This window comes from Devosia sp. XGJD_8 (assembly GCF_046614475.1).
Classification (GTDB): domain Bacteria; phylum Pseudomonadota; class Alphaproteobacteria; order Rhizobiales; family Devosiaceae; genus Devosia.
In genome coordinates, this window is sequence record NZ_JBKJHF010000003.1 from 91,442 (window position 1) to 106,804 (window position 15,363).

Below are 15,363 nucleotides of genomic sequence, written 5' to 3' on the forward strand. Positions count from 1 at the left end.
CCTGATGTAGGCTCCGGACCGGTTCTCGAAGACCGCCCGTTTCGGCTCATCCCAACACCAATCTCAGCGCAGTTGACATGAAAACCATTGGCCTGATCGGCGGCATGAGCTGGGAATCGACGGCGCATTACTATCGCGTCATCAACCAGGAGACCGCCGCGCGGCGGGGCGGCCTTCATTCCGCGCCGCTGATCGTCCATTCGGTGGATTTCGCCCCGATCGCCGCCATGCAGTCGGCCGGCGACTGGGAGGGCGCGGGCCAGCAGCTGGCCGGGATTGCCCGTGATCTCGAAGTGGCAGGCGCCGAAGTCATCGGGCTGGCCACCAATACGATGCATATCATCGCCGACCAGATCACCGATGCCATCACGGTGCCCTTCATCCATATCGCCGACCCCACCAGCGACGCCCTGCTGGCGGACGGCTTTGAGACTGTGGGCCTGCTCGGCACCCGCTTCACCATGGAAATGGACTTCTATCGCGACCGGCTGACGGCGCGGGGCCTGACCGCGCTGATCCCCGATGTGGACCGCACCAATCTCAACGGCATCATCTATGACGAGCTGTGCCGCGGCGTAGTGCGCGAGGAGTCCCGCCGCATCTACATCGCGGCCATCGAGCGCCTCGCTGCGCGCGGCGCCGAGGCGGTGATCCTGGGCTGCACCGAGATCACCATGCTGATCGACGACGCCATCAGCCCGCTGCCGGTCTATGACACGACCGACCTGCACGCCAAGGCGCTGGTCTCCGCCGCCCTGTCTTAGGCGGCGCGGCGGGCGCCGGCGCCGGCATCGCCCAGCCGGAACACGGCAACCAGGCGATCCAGTTCGCTGGCCTGGCCCTCGGTCTGCTCGATGGCGGCGTTGGTTTCTTCCACCAGCGCCGCATTGTGCTGGGTCATTTCGTCCATCTGGCGCACCGCCACATTGACCTCTTCGATGGCCGAGGCCTGCTCGCGGCTGGCGCGGGCAATGGCGTCGAGAGCGGTATGGTTGTCCATGACCGAGGCCAGCATGTCGGCCAGCCGCTCGGCGGCATCCGACACCAGGCGGGAGCCGCCGGCGACCTCGTTCACGCTCTGCTCGATCAGCTGCTTGATCTCGGCCGAAGCACCGGCCGCCGATTGCGCCAGACGACGCACTTCCACCGCCACCACGGCAAAGCCCTTGCCGGCATCGCCGGCCCGCGCCGCCTCGACCGAAGCATTCAAAGCCAAGAGGTTTGTCTGGAAGGCGATGTCGTCGATCAGCCCGATGATGTTGGAGATCTTGGACGAGGACTCGGTGATCCGCTCCATGGCGGAGGTGGCCTGGTGCATCACGACGCGCCCCTCTTCGGCCGCACGCGAGACGCTGCCGGCTTTCTTGCTGGCCGCCTCGGCCCGGGCGGCATTGTCGACCACGGTCGAGGATAGCTGCTCCATGGCCGCCGAGGTTTCCTCGATGGTCGCGGCCTGCTTGGTGGTGCGTTCGGACAGATCGTTTGCGCCGCTCAGGATCTCGCCCGTGGCAGTCTTGAGTGCCGCCGAGGTGCCGCGCAGCTGGCTGACGATCTCGGTCAGGCGGTCCGCCACCGCATTGGTGTCGTCCTTGAGCTGGCTGAAGGCACCCTGATAGCTGCCGCGCACCCGCTGATCGAGCTCGGCCCGGGCCAGGGCGCCCAGCACGCCGCTGGTTTCGCTGAGCCCGGTATCGACCACACGCACCAGGTTGTTGACCGCCCCTGCCACTTCCTGCAATTCGCCATCGTCGAAACTGGTCTCGACCCGTCGCGAGAAATCGCCATTGGCGGCAGCGCCCACCACATCGGCCAGGCTGCGGTTGAGCTGCAGCGACTGGCTGGCCCGGCGCGCCGTCTGCTGGGCCGCGGCATCTGCATTGGCGGCCAACTCGGCGCGGCTCTGCAGGGCGGCGCGGAACACACCCAGCGTCGAGGCCATGGCGGCCATTTCCCTGACCGGCTGGTGCTCCGGCACGGTGACGTCGAGCTGGCCTTCGGCCAGCCCCTGCATGCTCTGTGTCATGGCGGTCATCGGGGCCACCACGAAGCGCCGGCTGAGCACGAGCATGCCGGCAGCCAGCAGCAGGATGATCGCCATGCCCACGATATTGGCGATGCGCGACATCTGGATGGCCGAGGCCACCGCATCATTGTTGCGGCCATTGCCGGACTGGATCGTGTCCGAGACGGCCTCCATGGCGCCTTCCAGCGCCCCGAAACTGGTCTCGAACCCGGCCAGCGCCGCCTTGGCGCCACCAACATCGTCGGCACCTGTCTGGGCGACGATGGCCTGCGCCGAACCGATATAGTCCTGCAGCACGCCCGCCACATCATCAAGCGCGAGCCGGATATCGGCCGGCAGGTCGAGCGCCTTCTGCGCTTCGATGGCGGCGATGAAATTGTCGCCATATTCGACGATTTCAGCCTGGGTCTCGGCGGCGATGGCGGCGTCGCCGGTGGTCGCTGCATAGAGCGAGCGATAGACCACGCCGCGCATGGCATCATGCATCATATCGGCGAACATCTGTTCGCGCATGGACTGCATCAGCACCGAGGATGCCCGGCTGGTCTCTTCGAACGCCCGTCCCACATAGTAACTCGAGCCCATCAGCAAGGTGCCGGTGACCAGCACCGCACCACAGACCCCGCCGACAATCGTGCCAAACCGCATTTGCAGACCTCGTCCCGTTTTGGGTCAGTATGAGCGCCAATACCTAAGGAAACGGTAACCATGGCACCGTGTCAGGCGGCCCGGCGGGGTGCTTTCTGCAGGGCGGGCTCGTCCAGCTTGAACACCGCCACGATGCGGTCCAGTTCGCTGGCCTGCGCTTCGGTCTGCTCGATGGCGGCATTGGTTTCTTCGACCAGGGCGGCATTGTGCTGGGTCATCTCGTCCATGGTGCGGACGGCAATATTGACCTCTTCGATGGCCGAGGCCTGCTCACGGCTGGCCTGGGCAATGCCCTCAAGCAGGCTGCTGTTCTCGCGCACAGCATCGCGCACGCTCGAGAGGCGCTCCGCCGCCTCGGCGACAAGGCGCGACCCCGAGGCCACTTCGCTGACCGAGCGGTCGATCAATTGCTTGATCTCGGCGGAGGCCCCGGCCGCCGATTGCGCCAGGCGCCGCACTTCCACGGCCACCACGGCAAAGCCCTTGCCGGCATCGCCGGCCCGGGCAGCCTCGACCGAGGCGTTGAGCGCCAGGAGGTTAGTCTGGAAGGCAATGTCGTCGATCAGTCCGATGATATTGGAGATCTTGGCCGAGGATTCGGTGATCTTCTCCATCGCCTCATTGGCCTGGCTCATGATGGTGCCGCCCTGGTCGGCCGATCGCAGCACGGCCTCGGCCTTGGTGCTGGCCTCGGCGGCATGGGCCGCATTCTGCCCCACCGTGCCGGCCAGCTGCTCGACGGCTGCCGAGGTTTCCTCGACGGTCGCCGCCTGCCGCGTCGTGCGCTCGGAAAGGTCATTGGCGCCCGAGAGGATTTCGCCCGTGGCGGTCTTGAGCGAGCGCGAGGTCTGCCGCAACTGGGTGACGATCCGGGCCAGCTGCTCGCCCACCTGGTTGGTGCTGTTCTTGAGCGCGCCGAACGCGCCCTGATAATTGCCGGTCATGCGGACCGAGAGATTGGTATCGGCAAGGGCCGCCAGCACGCGCCCGGTTTCCTCGAGCCCGGTATCGACCGTGGCGACGAGGTTGTTGACGCTGCTGGCCAGCTCGTTGAGCTCGTCATCGGGGAAGCTGGCATCGACCCGGCGGCTGAAGTCACCGGCAACGGCGGCATCGACCACTTCGCCAAAGGCGGCGCGCAGCGAGGCCATCATGGCGGCGCGCTCGCTGGCGGTGCGGCTGCGCTGTTCGGTTTCGGCCTGGCTCATCTCGCCGACCTTGACGCCATTGTCGCGGAACACCGCCACGGCGCGGGCCATTTCGCCCAGCTCGTCCGCCCGCGCAATGGCCGGAACGTCATCGACCGAAGCAGGGTCCTGCGCGATCTGGGTGGCCGCACGGACGAGGCCCAGCAGCGGGCCGGTAATGGACAGGCGAATGAAGAAATAGAGCGCGACGGTCAGCACGGCGATGACGCCGACGCCCACCATGGCCGCGGTGACCATGGTCTGGCTCTGCCGCGCGAGGCTGTCGCTGATATCCCAGGCAAAGGCGGCGGTACCGACCACGGCCTTGTCCGGACCGAAGCGGGCCGGCACTGCGACATAGGCAATGGCGCCCTCCGAGCGGGCTTCCACGGCCCCGCTGGCCAGCGAGCGGGCGGCGATATCGGCCAGGGCCGCACTGTCGTCCGATCCTTCGGCCGTGGTGGCGATCAGGGTCGACTGCAGGTCGAAGCTGGCGCCGGCCGCAAACTGGTCTCCCAGCGAGGCCTTGAGCCCCTCATAGGCGGTGAGCACCGCATCGGCCTTGCCGAAGCGGATGCCGCCGGCGAGCTGTTCTGTGCTGGCGGTCGAGACCGTGACATTGGCCCGCTGCAGCTCGCTCCGCAGCAGCGCCGCATTCTGGCTGGTGCCGACATAGCTGATGATGACGGAACCGGCGACCAGGGCCAGCAGCACGAGGCCGACGATCTTGCGGGTGAGGGTGAGCTTCAACATGGTGGAGGGACCTGACGCAAAGGAGTGGCGGCGGCCCAAGGGCCGCCGCGAGGGATCAGAGCATGGAGACGTCGACGCCCACGGTGACGGCACCGATGACCGCGCCGGTCGCCGGATCGCTGATCGGCACCGAGACCTGGCTCTGGAAGATCTGCGTGCTCTCGTCCTGCTCGATCTCGCCGATATGGACCGCATCGGCACCCGCGCCGAAGCTCATGGTGAACTTGTCCTCGTCACCCTGCCAATAGTCGGACGTCAGCGTGCTCTGGCCGACATTGAGGCCCTTGGCGTCCATGACGAAGATCTCGGTATACTTGCCGGCCGAAGCATCCTGCACACCGGCCAGATATTGCGAGGCGGCATTGGCCAGCGTCGCGTCGATCAGCGGCTTGCTGGCGGCACCCACTTCGGCGCGCCATTGCGTATCCAGTGCATCGATCTGAGCCTGGTCATAGCTCCCGGTAACGGCATTCTGCGCCACGATGGCGGCAACCACGATCGGATCGGCGGCGAATGCGGTGATCTCGCCTTTGGCCAGCTCGGTCAGCGGGGCGGTGAATTCGTCCTGGGCATGGGGGGCAGCGACCAGCGAGAGAATTGCGGCAAGGCTGAGGGCCGCAAGGGTAGTGGGTTTCGACACGGGAATTGTTCTCCTCTGCCGCGCGAGGGGAAGCGCGGCGTGAGGTCAAGCATGTGCCGTCATCGTAAAGAGTTGGTGAATTAACTGCTGCCGCCGAACTTAATCAGCGGTCATGCCGCCCGGCTTCTCGAACTTTCCGATGCGCGAACAACGGCTTGGCTGCCGCCCTCCTCGAGCACAAAAATATCCACGATGCGATCGAGCGTCTGCGCCTGTGCCTCGGTCTGCTCCATGGCGGCATTGGTCTGTTCGGCCAGGGCCGCATTGTGCTGGGTCATTTCATCGAGCGTGCGCACGGCGGTAGAGACTTCCTCGATGGCGGAAGCCTGCTCCCCGCTGGCCCTGGCGATCGCCTCGACAAGGGCACTGTTCTGCTTGACGGCCTCGAGCATGTCCGACAGCCGCGCCGCTGCATCGGAAACCAGCTGCGAGCCGCCCTTGACCTCATTGGCCGAGAGCTCGACCAGCGACTTCACATCCGCCGAGGCACCCGCAGCCGATTGCGCCAGCCGACGCACTTCGACGGCCACCACGGCAAAGCCCTTGCCGGCATCGCCCGCCCGAGCCGCCTCGACCGAGGCATTGAGCGCCAAGAGGTTGGTCTGGAAGGCGATATCGTCGATCAGCCCGATTATGTTGGAGATCTTGGACGAAGATTCGGTGATGCGTGCCATGGCGTCATTGGCTCTTGCCATGACCGTGCCGCTCTCGGCGGCGGCCTGTGACACGGCCGAGGCCTTGCCCGCTGCATCCCTGGCCATCTTGGCATTGGCGGCCACCGTGCCCGCCAGCGTGTCCATGGCGGCGGCGGTCTCCTCGATCGTGGCCGCCTGCCGCGTGGTGCGGTCGCTCAGATCATTGGCGCCGCTGAGGATTTCCCCGGTTGCCGCCTTGAGCGAGCGCGACGTGGTGCGCAGCTGGCCCACCACTTCGGCAAAGCGCGCCACCGCGCCGTTCAGCGCATGGCGCAGGTCTTCGAATTCGGGCTGGAAAGCGGTGTCGATCCGACCGGTCAGGTTGCCCTCGGCCAGTTGCTGCAGGCCGGCGCCGACGGCCGCCACCGCCTGGCGGCGCGACGTGACATCGGTGGCGAACTGCACCACCTTGTAGGGCACGCCATCGAGTCCCAGGATGGGCGTGAACGTGCTCTGGATCCACACTTCGCGACCGTCCCTGGTGCGACGGCGATATTCGCCGCTCTTGAACTGGCCGGCAGCCAGGTCGAGCCAGAACTGGCGATAGGCCAGGTTGGTCGGATCGGCATCGAACAGGAAGAGCGCATTGGGGCGACCCTGCACATCGGCCAGGCCATAGCCCAGAAGGGTGAGGAAGTTCTCATTGGCCGTCAGCACCTCGCCATCCATGCTGAACTCGACCACGATCTGGGACATGGAAATGGCATTGCGCTGGCCGGTATGGTCGGCGGCCTCTGCCAGATGGCGCCTGGTTTCTTCGCCCAGCTCGGCAACGCGCTCAGCATTGGCGCGGAACACTTCCACCGCCCGCGCCATGGCGCCAATCTCGTTGCGCCGCTCCGTATAGGGTACGGCCGCGCCGAAATCGCCCTCGGCAATGGCGCTCATCACATCCGACAGGCGCGGGATCGGCCGCGTCAGCATGCGCGACAGCAGCAGGGCCATGATGCCGATCAGCAGGAGCGCGGCGCCGCCAATGGCGACCAGCATGCTCAGATTCTGCCCCACCACCGCCTCGATCGGCCCGCGATCCACCGCAACCAGCAGCGCGCCGATGACAGTGCCATCGGCCATGGCGATGGGCTGGTAAAGGGTGAAATAGCCAGTGCCATTGATCACCTCTTCGGCCCGCACCGGGCTATTGGCCATCATGGCGTCAAACAGCGGCGTGCCGGCCAGGATCGGCGTATCAAGCAGCCGCTTGCCATCGGGCATGAGCAGGCTCGACGTGCCGAGATTGAAATCAGGGCTGACCTCGCTGTCATAGACATAGATCGCCGCCTCCTGGCCGGAGACCCGGGCAATGGTGTCGATCACGTCATGGCTGCGGAAGCGCGGCATGGAGCGCATGGTGAGCGCTGCGACATTGCCGGCCTCGTCCGAGGCGATCTCGAGGCTGGGCAGGTTGACCTGGAGGATTTCCGCGGTGATGCGCGTCGCGCTCGCCACTTCCTGCGCCGCATCGCTGCTGGCCGTGCCGGAGAGGCTCACGAACAGGCCCAGCAGGACCGCCCCGATGGCAATGGCGATGGAACAGACGGCCATGGCGGCAATCGCAAAGGTGAGGCGGATATTGCCCAGCAAGGAACCCATTCTGCATCTCCAACGGCGATCCGGTCACAGGGACGTGACCGGGCACGGGCAGAGTGAAGCCTCTTCGTTAAGCGAGTGTTTATGCGGGGCAATTGTTTAGTCAGCTCAAGGGTTTGCCCATATTTTGGGCATCCCTAATGCGGCCCGTGCAGCGGTCCCGCCGGGAGATGGCGCTGCTCAACCACCACCTTGCGGCTGCGGCATGATCTCGGGATGGGCTCTGGCTCAAGGCCGGGGTGACATCGCAGGTGGAACGGTCGAGAACACAACACCGAGGCCACCAGAATGAAGAAAGGCCAGGGATCGCTCCCGGGCCTTCTCAAATCTCTGAACGGTCGCAGCGCCTAGTGGATGTGGCCCTGGTTGAGCTGGCCGGCCTCGATGGCGAGGTTGAGCAGCGCGCTGACCACTTCCTGCGCATAGGACTTTTCCTCAGGCGTCGGCGCGGCGGCAAGCTCTGCCTCGGCGGCCTTGATCTGGGCTGCCAGGTCCGCATGGTCGAACTCGGCATAGGGCACCGACTGCTCGGCCAGGATCGTCAGGCCCTCGGGCGAGACATCGGCAAAGCCGCCCTTGACGAAGAAGATCTCGTCGCGGCCGCCCTGGCCGTTGACGGTGATGAAGCCGGGACGCAGCGTCGTCATGAATGGCGCATGGTCGTTCATGACGGTGAAATAGCCTTCCGTGCCCGGCACCGTGACCGAGGTCACGATTTCCGACAGCACCAGCCGCTCGGGCGACACGATCTCGATCTTGAGGCCTTCAGCCATTCTCTTGGTCCTTTTGCACTGAAGTCCGGAACGATATCCAGGCTCCACTACGTCATGGCGCCCGGGCCGGAGCCCGGGCTATTGGATCAGGCAGCCTGGGCCGCCAGCTTCTGGGCCTTCTTGACGGCATCTTCGATGGTGCCGACCATGTAGAAGGCGGCTTCCGGCAGGTGATCGTATTCGCCGTTCACCAGGCCCTTGAAGCCCTTGATGGTGTCATCGAGCTGCACGAACACGCCCGGCGAACCGGTGAACACTTCGGCCACGTCGAAGGGCTGGCTCATGAAGCGCTCGATCTTGCGGGCCCGGGCCACGGTGAGCTTGTCCTCTTCGGACAGCTCGTCCATGCCCAGGATGGCGATGATGTCCTGCAGCGCCTTGTACTTCTGCAGCACTTCCTGCACGCGGCGGGCGGTGTCGTAATGCTCCTGGCCAACGACGCTGGCATCGAGGATGCGCGAGTTGGAGGCCAGCGGATCCACGGCCGGGTAGATGCCCTTTTCCGAGATGGCGCGGTTGAGCACGGTCGTCGCGTCAAGGTGGGCGAAGGAGGTTGCCGGCGCCGGGTCGGTCAAGTCGTCGGCGGGCACGTAAACGGCCTGCACCGAGGTGATCGAGCCCTTGTTGGTCGTGGTGATGCGTTCCTGCATCTGGCCCATGTCGGTGGCCAGCGTCGGCTGGTAACCCACGGCGGACGGGATGCGGCCCAGCAGAGCCGACATTTCGGCGCCGGCCTGGGTGAAGCGGAAGATGTTGTCCACGAAGAACAGCACGTCCTGGCCCTGGTCGCGGAAGTTTTCGGCGACGGTGAGGCCGGTCAGCGCCACGCGGGCACGGGCACCGGGGGGCTCGTTCATCTGGCCGAACACCAGGGCGCACTTCGAACCGGCAGCCGAGCCGTTGTTCTCATGCGGGTCCTTGTTCACGCCCGATTCGATCATTTCGTGGTAAAGGTCGTTGCCTTCGCGGGTGCGTTCACCCACGCCGGCAAACACCGAATAGCCACCATGCGCCTTGGCGACGTTGTTGATCAGCTCCTGGATCAGCACGGTCTTGCCCACGCCGGCGCCGCCGAACAGGCCGATCTTGCCGCCACGCGCATAGGGAGCGATCAGGTCCACCACCTTGATGCCGGTGACGAGCACCTGGCTCTCGGGGGACTGGTCGACGAAAGCGGGTGCTTCCTGGTGGATTTCACGCTTCTGCGTCTCGCCGATCGGGCCGGCTTCGTCGATCGGCTCGCCGATGACGTTCATGATGCGGCCCAGCGTCTCGATGCCGACCGGCACGGAGATGGCGGCGCCCGTATCGGTCACTTCCGCACCGCGAACCAGACCTTCGGTCGTATCCATGGCGATGGTGCGCACGGCGTTCTCGCCCAGATGCTGCGCCACTTCCAGCACGAGGCGCTGGCCATTATTGGTGGTTTCGAGAGCGTTCAGGATCGCGGGCAGGTGGCCGTCGAACACGACGTCCACGACGGCACCGATGACCTGCGATACGCGACCGGCCTTTTTCTCTGCCATTTGTTTGTCCTTCGCTTCGATTGCTTAGAGCGCTTCCGCGCCCGAAATGATTTCGATGAGTTCTTTGGTGATCTGGGCCTGGCGCTGGCGGTTATAGCTCAGCTGCAGCTGGCCGATCATTTCACCGGCATTGCGGGTCGCATTGTCCATGGCGGACATCTGCGCACCGTAGAAAGAGGCGGAGTTCTCGAGCAGGGCCTTGAGGATCTGCACCGAGATATTGCGCGGCAACAGGTCTTCGACGATGGCTTCTTCGCTCGGCTCATATTCATAGGGCACGGCGGAGGCTTCGACAGCGCCTTCACCAGCCGGCTTCTCGAGCTTGGCGGGGATGAGCTGCTGGGCCGTCGGCACCTGGCTGATCACGCTGCCGAACTTGGCGAAATAGAGCGTTGCCACGTCGAATTCGCCGGCATTGAACATGGCCAGCACCTTGTCCGCGACCTGCTGGGCCTGGACGAAGCCGACCTGCTTGATTTCACGGAAGTTGAAGGTGTCGACGATGTGATCGGGATACTGACGCTTGAGGATGTCATTGCCCTTGCGGCCAACGGTCAGGATCTTGACCGTCTTGCCCTGGCTGATCAGCTTGGCGGCATGCTCGCGCGCCAGCCGGGCGATCGACGAGTTGAAGCCGCCAGCCAGACCGCGCTCGCCGGTGGCGACAACCAGCAGATGCACCTGGTCCTTGCCCGTGCCGCCGAGCAGCACGGGTGCATTTTCCTGCCCGTCATAGACGGCACCAAGCGCAGCCAGCACCTTGCCCATGCGCTCTGCATAGGGACGCGCCGCTTCGGCCGCTTCCTGGGCGCGACGGAGCTTGGCCGCCGCAACCATCTGCATGGCCTTGGTGATCTTCTGGGTCGATTTGACCGAGTCGATCCGGTTCTTTAGGTCCTTTAGCGAAGGCATGGGCCTGTCGTCTCGCTTCCAGTGTGGTCGCGCTCTCGAACCGGAAAGGTGGTACCCACCTTTCCTGAGAACGCTCTAAAAGGCCTTAGGCCGCGTAGGTCTTCTTGACGTCGTCGAGGGCGGCCTTGAGCTTGGCACGGGTGTCATCGCTCAGCTGCTTCTCGGTGGCGATGGTCTTGAGCAGCTCGGCATGCTTGCCGCGCAGGGCGCTCAGCACCGTCTTCTCGAAATCGGCCACCTTGTTGACGGGCAGCGAGTCGAGATAGCCATTGGCGCCGGCAAAGATCACCGCAACCTGTTCTTCCGTCTTGAGCGGGGAGAACTGGGGCTGCTTGAGCAGCTCGGTCAGGCGCGCACCGCGGTTCAGCAGGCGCTGGGTCGAGGCGTCGAGGTCGGAGCCGAACTGGGCGAAGGCCGCCATTTCGCGGTACTGCGACAGTTCGCCCTTGAGGGAGCCGGCAACCTGCTTCATCGCCTTGATCTGCGCCGCACCACCCACGCGGGACACCGACAGGCCGACGTTCACGGCCGGGCGGATACCCTGGAAGAAGAGGTTGGTTTCAAGGAAGATCTGGCCATCGGTGATCGAGATCACGTTGGTCGGGATATAGGCCGACACGTCGTTGGCCTGGGTCTCGATCACGGGCAGCGCGGTCAGCGAACCCAGACCATGGTCTTCGTTCAGCTTTGCAGCGCGCTCGAGCAGGCGGGAATGCAGGTAGAACACGTCGCCCGGATAGGCTTCGCGACCCGGCGGACGGCGCAGCAGCAGCGACATCTGGCGGTAGGCGACGGCCTGCTTGGTCAGATCGTCATAGGCGATCACGGCATGCTGGCCGTTGTCGCGGAACCACTCGCCGATCGCGCAGCCGGTGAAGGGCGCGATATACTGCAGCGGCGCCGGATCGGACGCGGTTGCCGCGATCACGATGGAATACTGCAGGGCGCCGGCTTCTTCGAGCTGCTTGACGAACTGGGCAACCGTCGAGCGCTTCTGGCCGATGGCGACATAGATGCAATAGAGCTTGTCGGTGTCGGACGCATTGGCGTCGTGGGCCGGCTTCTGGTTGAGGAAGGTATCGAGAATGATCGCCGACTTGCCGGTCTGGCGGTCACCGATGATCAGCTCGCGCTGGCCACGGCCGATCGGGATCAGCGCGTCGATGGCCTTGAGGCCGGTCGACATCGGCTCATGCACCGACTTGCGCGGCAGGATGCCCGGGGCCTTGACGTCGACGCGGCGGCGTTCGGTATGCTCGATCGGACCCTTGCCGTCGATCGGATTGCCCAGACCATCGACCACGCGGCCGAGCAGGCCCTTGCCGACGGGGGTATCCACGATCGAGCCGGTGCGCTTGACGACATCGCCTTCCTTGATGGAACGGTCATTGCCGAAGATCACGACGCCGACATTGTCGGTTTCGAGGTTGAGCGCCATGCCCTTGATGCCGCCCGGGAACTCGACGAGCTCACCGGCCTGCACATTGTCGAGACCATAGACGCGGGCAATACCGTCACCGACGGAAAGCACCTGGCCGACTTCGGAAACCTGGGCTTCCTGGCCGAAATTCTTGATCTGGTCCTTGAGGATCGCAGAGATTTCCGCGGCTTTGATGTCCATTATCCGACCTCTTTCATGGCGATCTTCATCGCAGCGAGTTTTGTCTTGAGGGAGCTGTCGATCAGCTGGCTGCCGACCTTCACCTGAAGGCCGCCAATCAGAGACGGATCGACGAATTGGTTGAGCGTGACGGTCTTACCGATCTTGGCCTTGAGCGTCGCGGCAAGCGCCTTGACCTGATCGCCATTGAGCGGGGCGGCCGAGGTCACATCGGCGGTGACTTCGCCGCGCGCCTTGGCAGCCAGTTCACGGAAGCCGGCAATGATGGCATCGAGCGCAAACAGCCGGCCATTCTTGGCGACGAGCCTGAGGAAATTGGCGACCAGCCCATTGGTCGTGGCCTTGGCCAGCAGCGCATCGAGCGCCTGGGCCTTGGCCTCGCCGGTGATGACCGGCGAACGGAGGAACCGCGCGAAATCCGCGCTTTCCCCGATCAGGCGGGATACGTCGGAAAGCGACGTCTCCACCGATGCCAGCTGGTTCTCGCTTTCAGCGAGGTCGAACAGCGCCGACGCATATGGCCGGGCGATCTGGGTAAGCACTGAATTTTGCGCTGCCAATGCCGCTACACCCTCTTGGTTGCCTGCCTGCTTCGCCGCCCTGTTTTCTCTGGGAAACCCGGGCGGTTGCCGACGCTTGTTCTTGTCTGGGAAAGGGGACGTCCGGAGACCCCTTCAAAGTCGCGCTCGCTCTAGCACAAGGCTCGCGCGGCTTGCAAGGCTTGGGGTCGCGATTCCAATGCGGCGAAAGTGTCGCAGGGGCATCAACCTACATAAAGCTCATCGGGTCGATATCCACCTGCACGCGCAGATTGCCCGTTACCTTCTCGGCCGAGCCCAGCCAGAATCGCACATAGCCCGAAAGGTCGAAATCCTTGCCCGACTGCGCCAGCAGCCGCACGCGGTGGCGGCCGCGCACCATGGCGATGGGCGCGTCGGCCGGACCGAACAGCTTGACCCCATCGGCCATCGGCGCCGCCGAGAGCAGCTTTTTGGCATAGCCCATTGCCGCCTCATGCTCGTTGGCCGAGACGATCAGCGCTGCCAGCCGCCCGAATGGCGGCAGCCCGCCGGCCTCGCGCGCCGCCAGTTCATGCGCATAGAAGGCTTCCCGATCCCCGCTGACCATGGCGCGCATCACCGCGTGGTCGGGATGATAAGTCTGGAGGAACGCCTTGCCGGTCTTGGATGCCCGTCCGGCCCGGCCGGCCACCTGGGTCAGGATCTGGAAGGTTTTCTCCGCCGCGCGCGGATCGCCATGCGCCAGCCCCAGATCGGCATCGAGTACCCCCACCACCGAGAGCTTTTCGAAATGGTGGCCCTTGGAGACGAGCTGCGTGCCGATGATGAGGTCGAATTCGCCGCGCTCGATTTCCGAGAAGCGCTCGCGCAGCTGGGCATTGCTGCCCATGTCGGAGGAGAGAATCACCCGCCGCGCATCGGGGAAGCGCGCCGCCGCCTCCTCGGCCACCCGCTCGATGCCGGGACCCACCGCGATCAGCGCATCGGCCTCGCCACAGGCGCCGCAGACTTTCGGCGTGCGGATCTCATGCCCGCAATGGTGGCACATCAAGACGCCGCGGAAGCGATGCTCCACCATCCAGGCCGAACAGTCTGGGCATTGGTACTGGTGCCCGCAGGAGCGGCACAATGTCAGCGGGGCATAGCCGCGCCGGTTAAGGAACAGCAGCGCCTGTTCGCCCCGGTCGAGCGCCGCGAACACTTCGCGCGCCAGAAGCGGCGCAATCCACTGCCCCTTTTCCGGCCCATCCACCCGCATGTCGATGGCGGTGATATTGGGCATGGCCGCCTCGGCAAAGCGGCTGGTCAGCAGCACATGGGCATAGCGCCCGCCATTGGCATTGTTGCGCGTTTCCACCGACGGCGTCGCCGAGGAGAGAATGACCCGCGCATCGGCCAGGTGCGCCCGCACCACGGCCATGTCACGCGCATGGTAATTGACCCCGTCGGACTGCTTGTAGGCGCCGTCATGCTCCTCATCGAGCACCAGCATGCCCAGTTCGCGAAACGGCAGGAACAGGGCCGAGCGCGCGCCCACCACCGCCCGCACCGTGCCATCGAGCACGCCGCGCCACACCCGCCCGCGCTGCGCCGGCGTCATGTCGGAATGCCATTCAGCCGGGCGCGTGCCGAAGCGCTTGGTGAAGCGGGAGATGAAGGTATTGGTCAGCGCAATCTCGGGCAGCAGGATCAGCGCCTGCCTTCCCGCCCGCAGCGTGTCCGCCACCGCCTCGAAGAAGACTTCAGTCTTGCCGCCCCCGGTGACGCCGTCGAGCAGCGCCACGCCGAATTTGTGCGGATCGAGTGCGGTGATCTCGGCCAAAGCCTTTTGCTGATCGGCCGAGAGCGTGGCCACCGCGCCATCGGGGTCGGGCGGCAGCACCACGGGCGGCGCCGGCATTTCCAGCCGCTCGATGGCCCCTGCCCGCTCCAGCCCCTCGATGACCGAGGGCGAAACGCCTGTGGCCCCGATCAGCGCCGGCTTGGGCCAGGCCATGTCGTCCATCAGTGCATCGAGCACCCGCAGCCGGGCCGGCGTCAGCTTTTCCGGCTCATGGCCGGTCCGGCGGAAGGCGATGACCGGCCGTGGCGTATCGAGCGCCTCGGTCGAGCGCAGCACGGCGCGCAGCACCTGCCCCGGCGCTGCCAGCGTATAACGGGCCACCCATTCGACCAGCCTGAGCAATTCCTCGCTGAGCGGGGGCACATCATAGGCCTGGGCGATGTCGCGCAGCCTATTATGCGCCACCATGTCCTTGGGTGGCCCCCAGACCACGCCCAGCGTCAGCCGGGGCCCCAGCGGCACGGCCACGATCGAGCCACGCGTCACCACCATGCCGGGCGGGATACGGTAGCTATAGGGCCCCTCGACGGCGACCCCCACCATGACGGCGACGATGTCTGGACGCTGTTCCATTTGTGCCCGTTCTGTTCGCATCCGAACATAGGAAGCGCAAGTGATTCTGCCAAAGCCG

At 65.2% G+C, this 15,363-nt stretch carries 11 protein-coding genes; 1 reads left to right on the forward strand and 10 read right to left on the reverse strand.

Going from position 1 to position 15,363, the window contains the following annotated elements; translation table 11 throughout:
- Window positions 1-77: 77 nt before the first annotated feature.
- Window positions 78-764 (forward strand): aspartate/glutamate racemase family protein, encoded by a 687-nt coding sequence (locus ACLI1C_RS19140; protein WP_411399164.1) that lies wholly within the window; start codon window positions 78-80, stop codon window positions 762-764.
- Here ACLI1C_RS19140 and ACLI1C_RS19145 read toward each other — a convergent pair.
- The 10 genes from ACLI1C_RS19145 to ACLI1C_RS19190 all read right to left on the reverse strand — a co-directional run bounded on the left by ACLI1C_RS19145 (window position 761) and on the right by ACLI1C_RS19190 (window position 15,305).
- On the reverse strand, window positions 761-2,671 hold the full coding sequence (locus ACLI1C_RS19145) for a methyl-accepting chemotaxis protein (protein ID WP_411399165.1): 1,911 nt from the start codon (window positions 2,669-2,671) through the stop codon (window positions 761-763). The genes ACLI1C_RS19140 and ACLI1C_RS19145 overlap by 4 nt on opposite strands.
- Window positions 2,672-2,742: 71 nt before the next feature.
- Complete coding sequence (locus tag ACLI1C_RS19150; RefSeq protein WP_411399166.1) at window positions 2,743-4,611, reverse strand: methyl-accepting chemotaxis protein; 1,869 nt, start codon at window positions 4,609-4,611, stop codon at window positions 2,743-2,745.
- A gap of 55 nt (window positions 4,612-4,666) precedes the next feature.
- Window positions 4,667-5,251, reverse strand: a complete 585-nt coding sequence (locus ACLI1C_RS19155) for a hypothetical protein (RefSeq protein ID WP_411399167.1) — start codon at window positions 5,249-5,251, stop codon at window positions 4,667-4,669.
- A 110-nt stretch (window positions 5,252-5,361) separates the two neighbouring features.
- A complete protein-coding gene (locus tag ACLI1C_RS19160) occupies window positions 5,362-7,539 on the reverse strand; it encodes a methyl-accepting chemotaxis protein (RefSeq protein WP_411399168.1) in 2,178 nt (725 codons plus the stop codon).
- A gap of 344 nt (window positions 7,540-7,883) precedes the next feature.
- Window positions 7,884-8,309, reverse strand: coding sequence for a F0F1 ATP synthase subunit epsilon (locus tag ACLI1C_RS19165; RefSeq protein ID WP_411399169.1), 426 nt, complete (start codon window positions 8,307-8,309; stop codon window positions 7,884-7,886).
- An 86-nt stretch (window positions 8,310-8,395) separates the two neighbouring features.
- Complete coding sequence (gene atpD, locus ACLI1C_RS19170; RefSeq protein WP_411399170.1) at window positions 8,396-9,835, reverse strand: F0F1 ATP synthase subunit beta; 1,440 nt, start codon at window positions 9,833-9,835, stop codon at window positions 8,396-8,398.
- A 24-nt stretch (window positions 9,836-9,859) separates the two neighbouring features.
- Window positions 9,860-10,747: a F0F1 ATP synthase subunit gamma gene (locus tag ACLI1C_RS19175; protein ID WP_411399171.1), complete on the reverse strand. Its 888-nt coding sequence runs from the start codon at window positions 10,745-10,747 to the stop codon at window positions 9,860-9,862.
- An 85-nt stretch (window positions 10,748-10,832) separates the two neighbouring features.
- Window positions 10,833-12,368 (reverse strand): F0F1 ATP synthase subunit alpha, encoded by a 1,536-nt coding sequence (gene atpA, locus ACLI1C_RS19180; RefSeq protein WP_411399172.1) that lies wholly within the window; start codon window positions 12,366-12,368, stop codon window positions 10,833-10,835.
- Window positions 12,368-12,928, reverse strand: coding sequence for a F0F1 ATP synthase subunit delta (locus tag ACLI1C_RS19185; protein ID WP_411399173.1), 561 nt, complete (start codon window positions 12,926-12,928; stop codon window positions 12,368-12,370). Before ACLI1C_RS19185 ends, atpA begins: the two co-directional genes overlap by 1 nt.
- Before the next feature lie 208 nt (window positions 12,929-13,136).
- Window positions 13,137-15,305 (reverse strand): primosomal protein N', encoded by a 2,169-nt coding sequence (locus tag ACLI1C_RS19190; protein WP_411399174.1) that lies wholly within the window; start codon window positions 15,303-15,305, stop codon window positions 13,137-13,139.
- Window positions 15,306-15,363 lie beyond the last annotated feature (58 nt).

Bases quoted from the DNA above. Each gene is read 5' to 3' on its own strand.
- ACLI1C_RS19140 (WP_411399164.1), top strand. From the start codon at position 78: ATGAAAACCATTGGCCTGATCGGCGGCATGAGCTGGGAATCGACGGCG.
- atpD (WP_411399170.1), bottom strand. From the start codon at position 9,835: ATGGCAGAGAAAAAGGCCGGTCGCGTATCGCAGGTCATCGGTGCCGTC.
- atpA (WP_411399172.1), bottom strand. From the start codon at position 12,368: ATGGACATCAAAGCCGCGGAAATCTCTGCGATCCTCAAGGACCAGATC.
- ACLI1C_RS19150 (WP_411399166.1), bottom strand. From the start codon at position 4,611: ATGTTGAAGCTCACCCTCACCCGCAAGATCGTCGGCCTCGTGCTGCTG.
- ACLI1C_RS19165 (WP_411399169.1), bottom strand. From the start codon at position 8,309: ATGGCTGAAGGCCTCAAGATCGAGATCGTGTCGCCCGAGCGGCTGGTG.
- ACLI1C_RS19190 (WP_411399174.1), bottom strand. From the start codon at position 15,305: ATGGAACAGCGTCCAGACATCGTCGCCGTCATGGTGGGGGTCGCCGTC.
- ACLI1C_RS19160 (WP_411399168.1), bottom strand. From the start codon at position 7,539: ATGGGTTCCTTGCTGGGCAATATCCGCCTCACCTTTGCGATTGCCGCC.
- ACLI1C_RS19145 (WP_411399165.1), bottom strand. From the start codon at position 2,671: ATGCGGTTTGGCACGATTGTCGGCGGGGTCTGTGGTGCGGTGCTGGTC.
- ACLI1C_RS19175 (WP_411399171.1), bottom strand. From the start codon at position 10,747: ATGCCTTCGCTAAAGGACCTAAAGAACCGGATCGACTCGGTCAAATCG.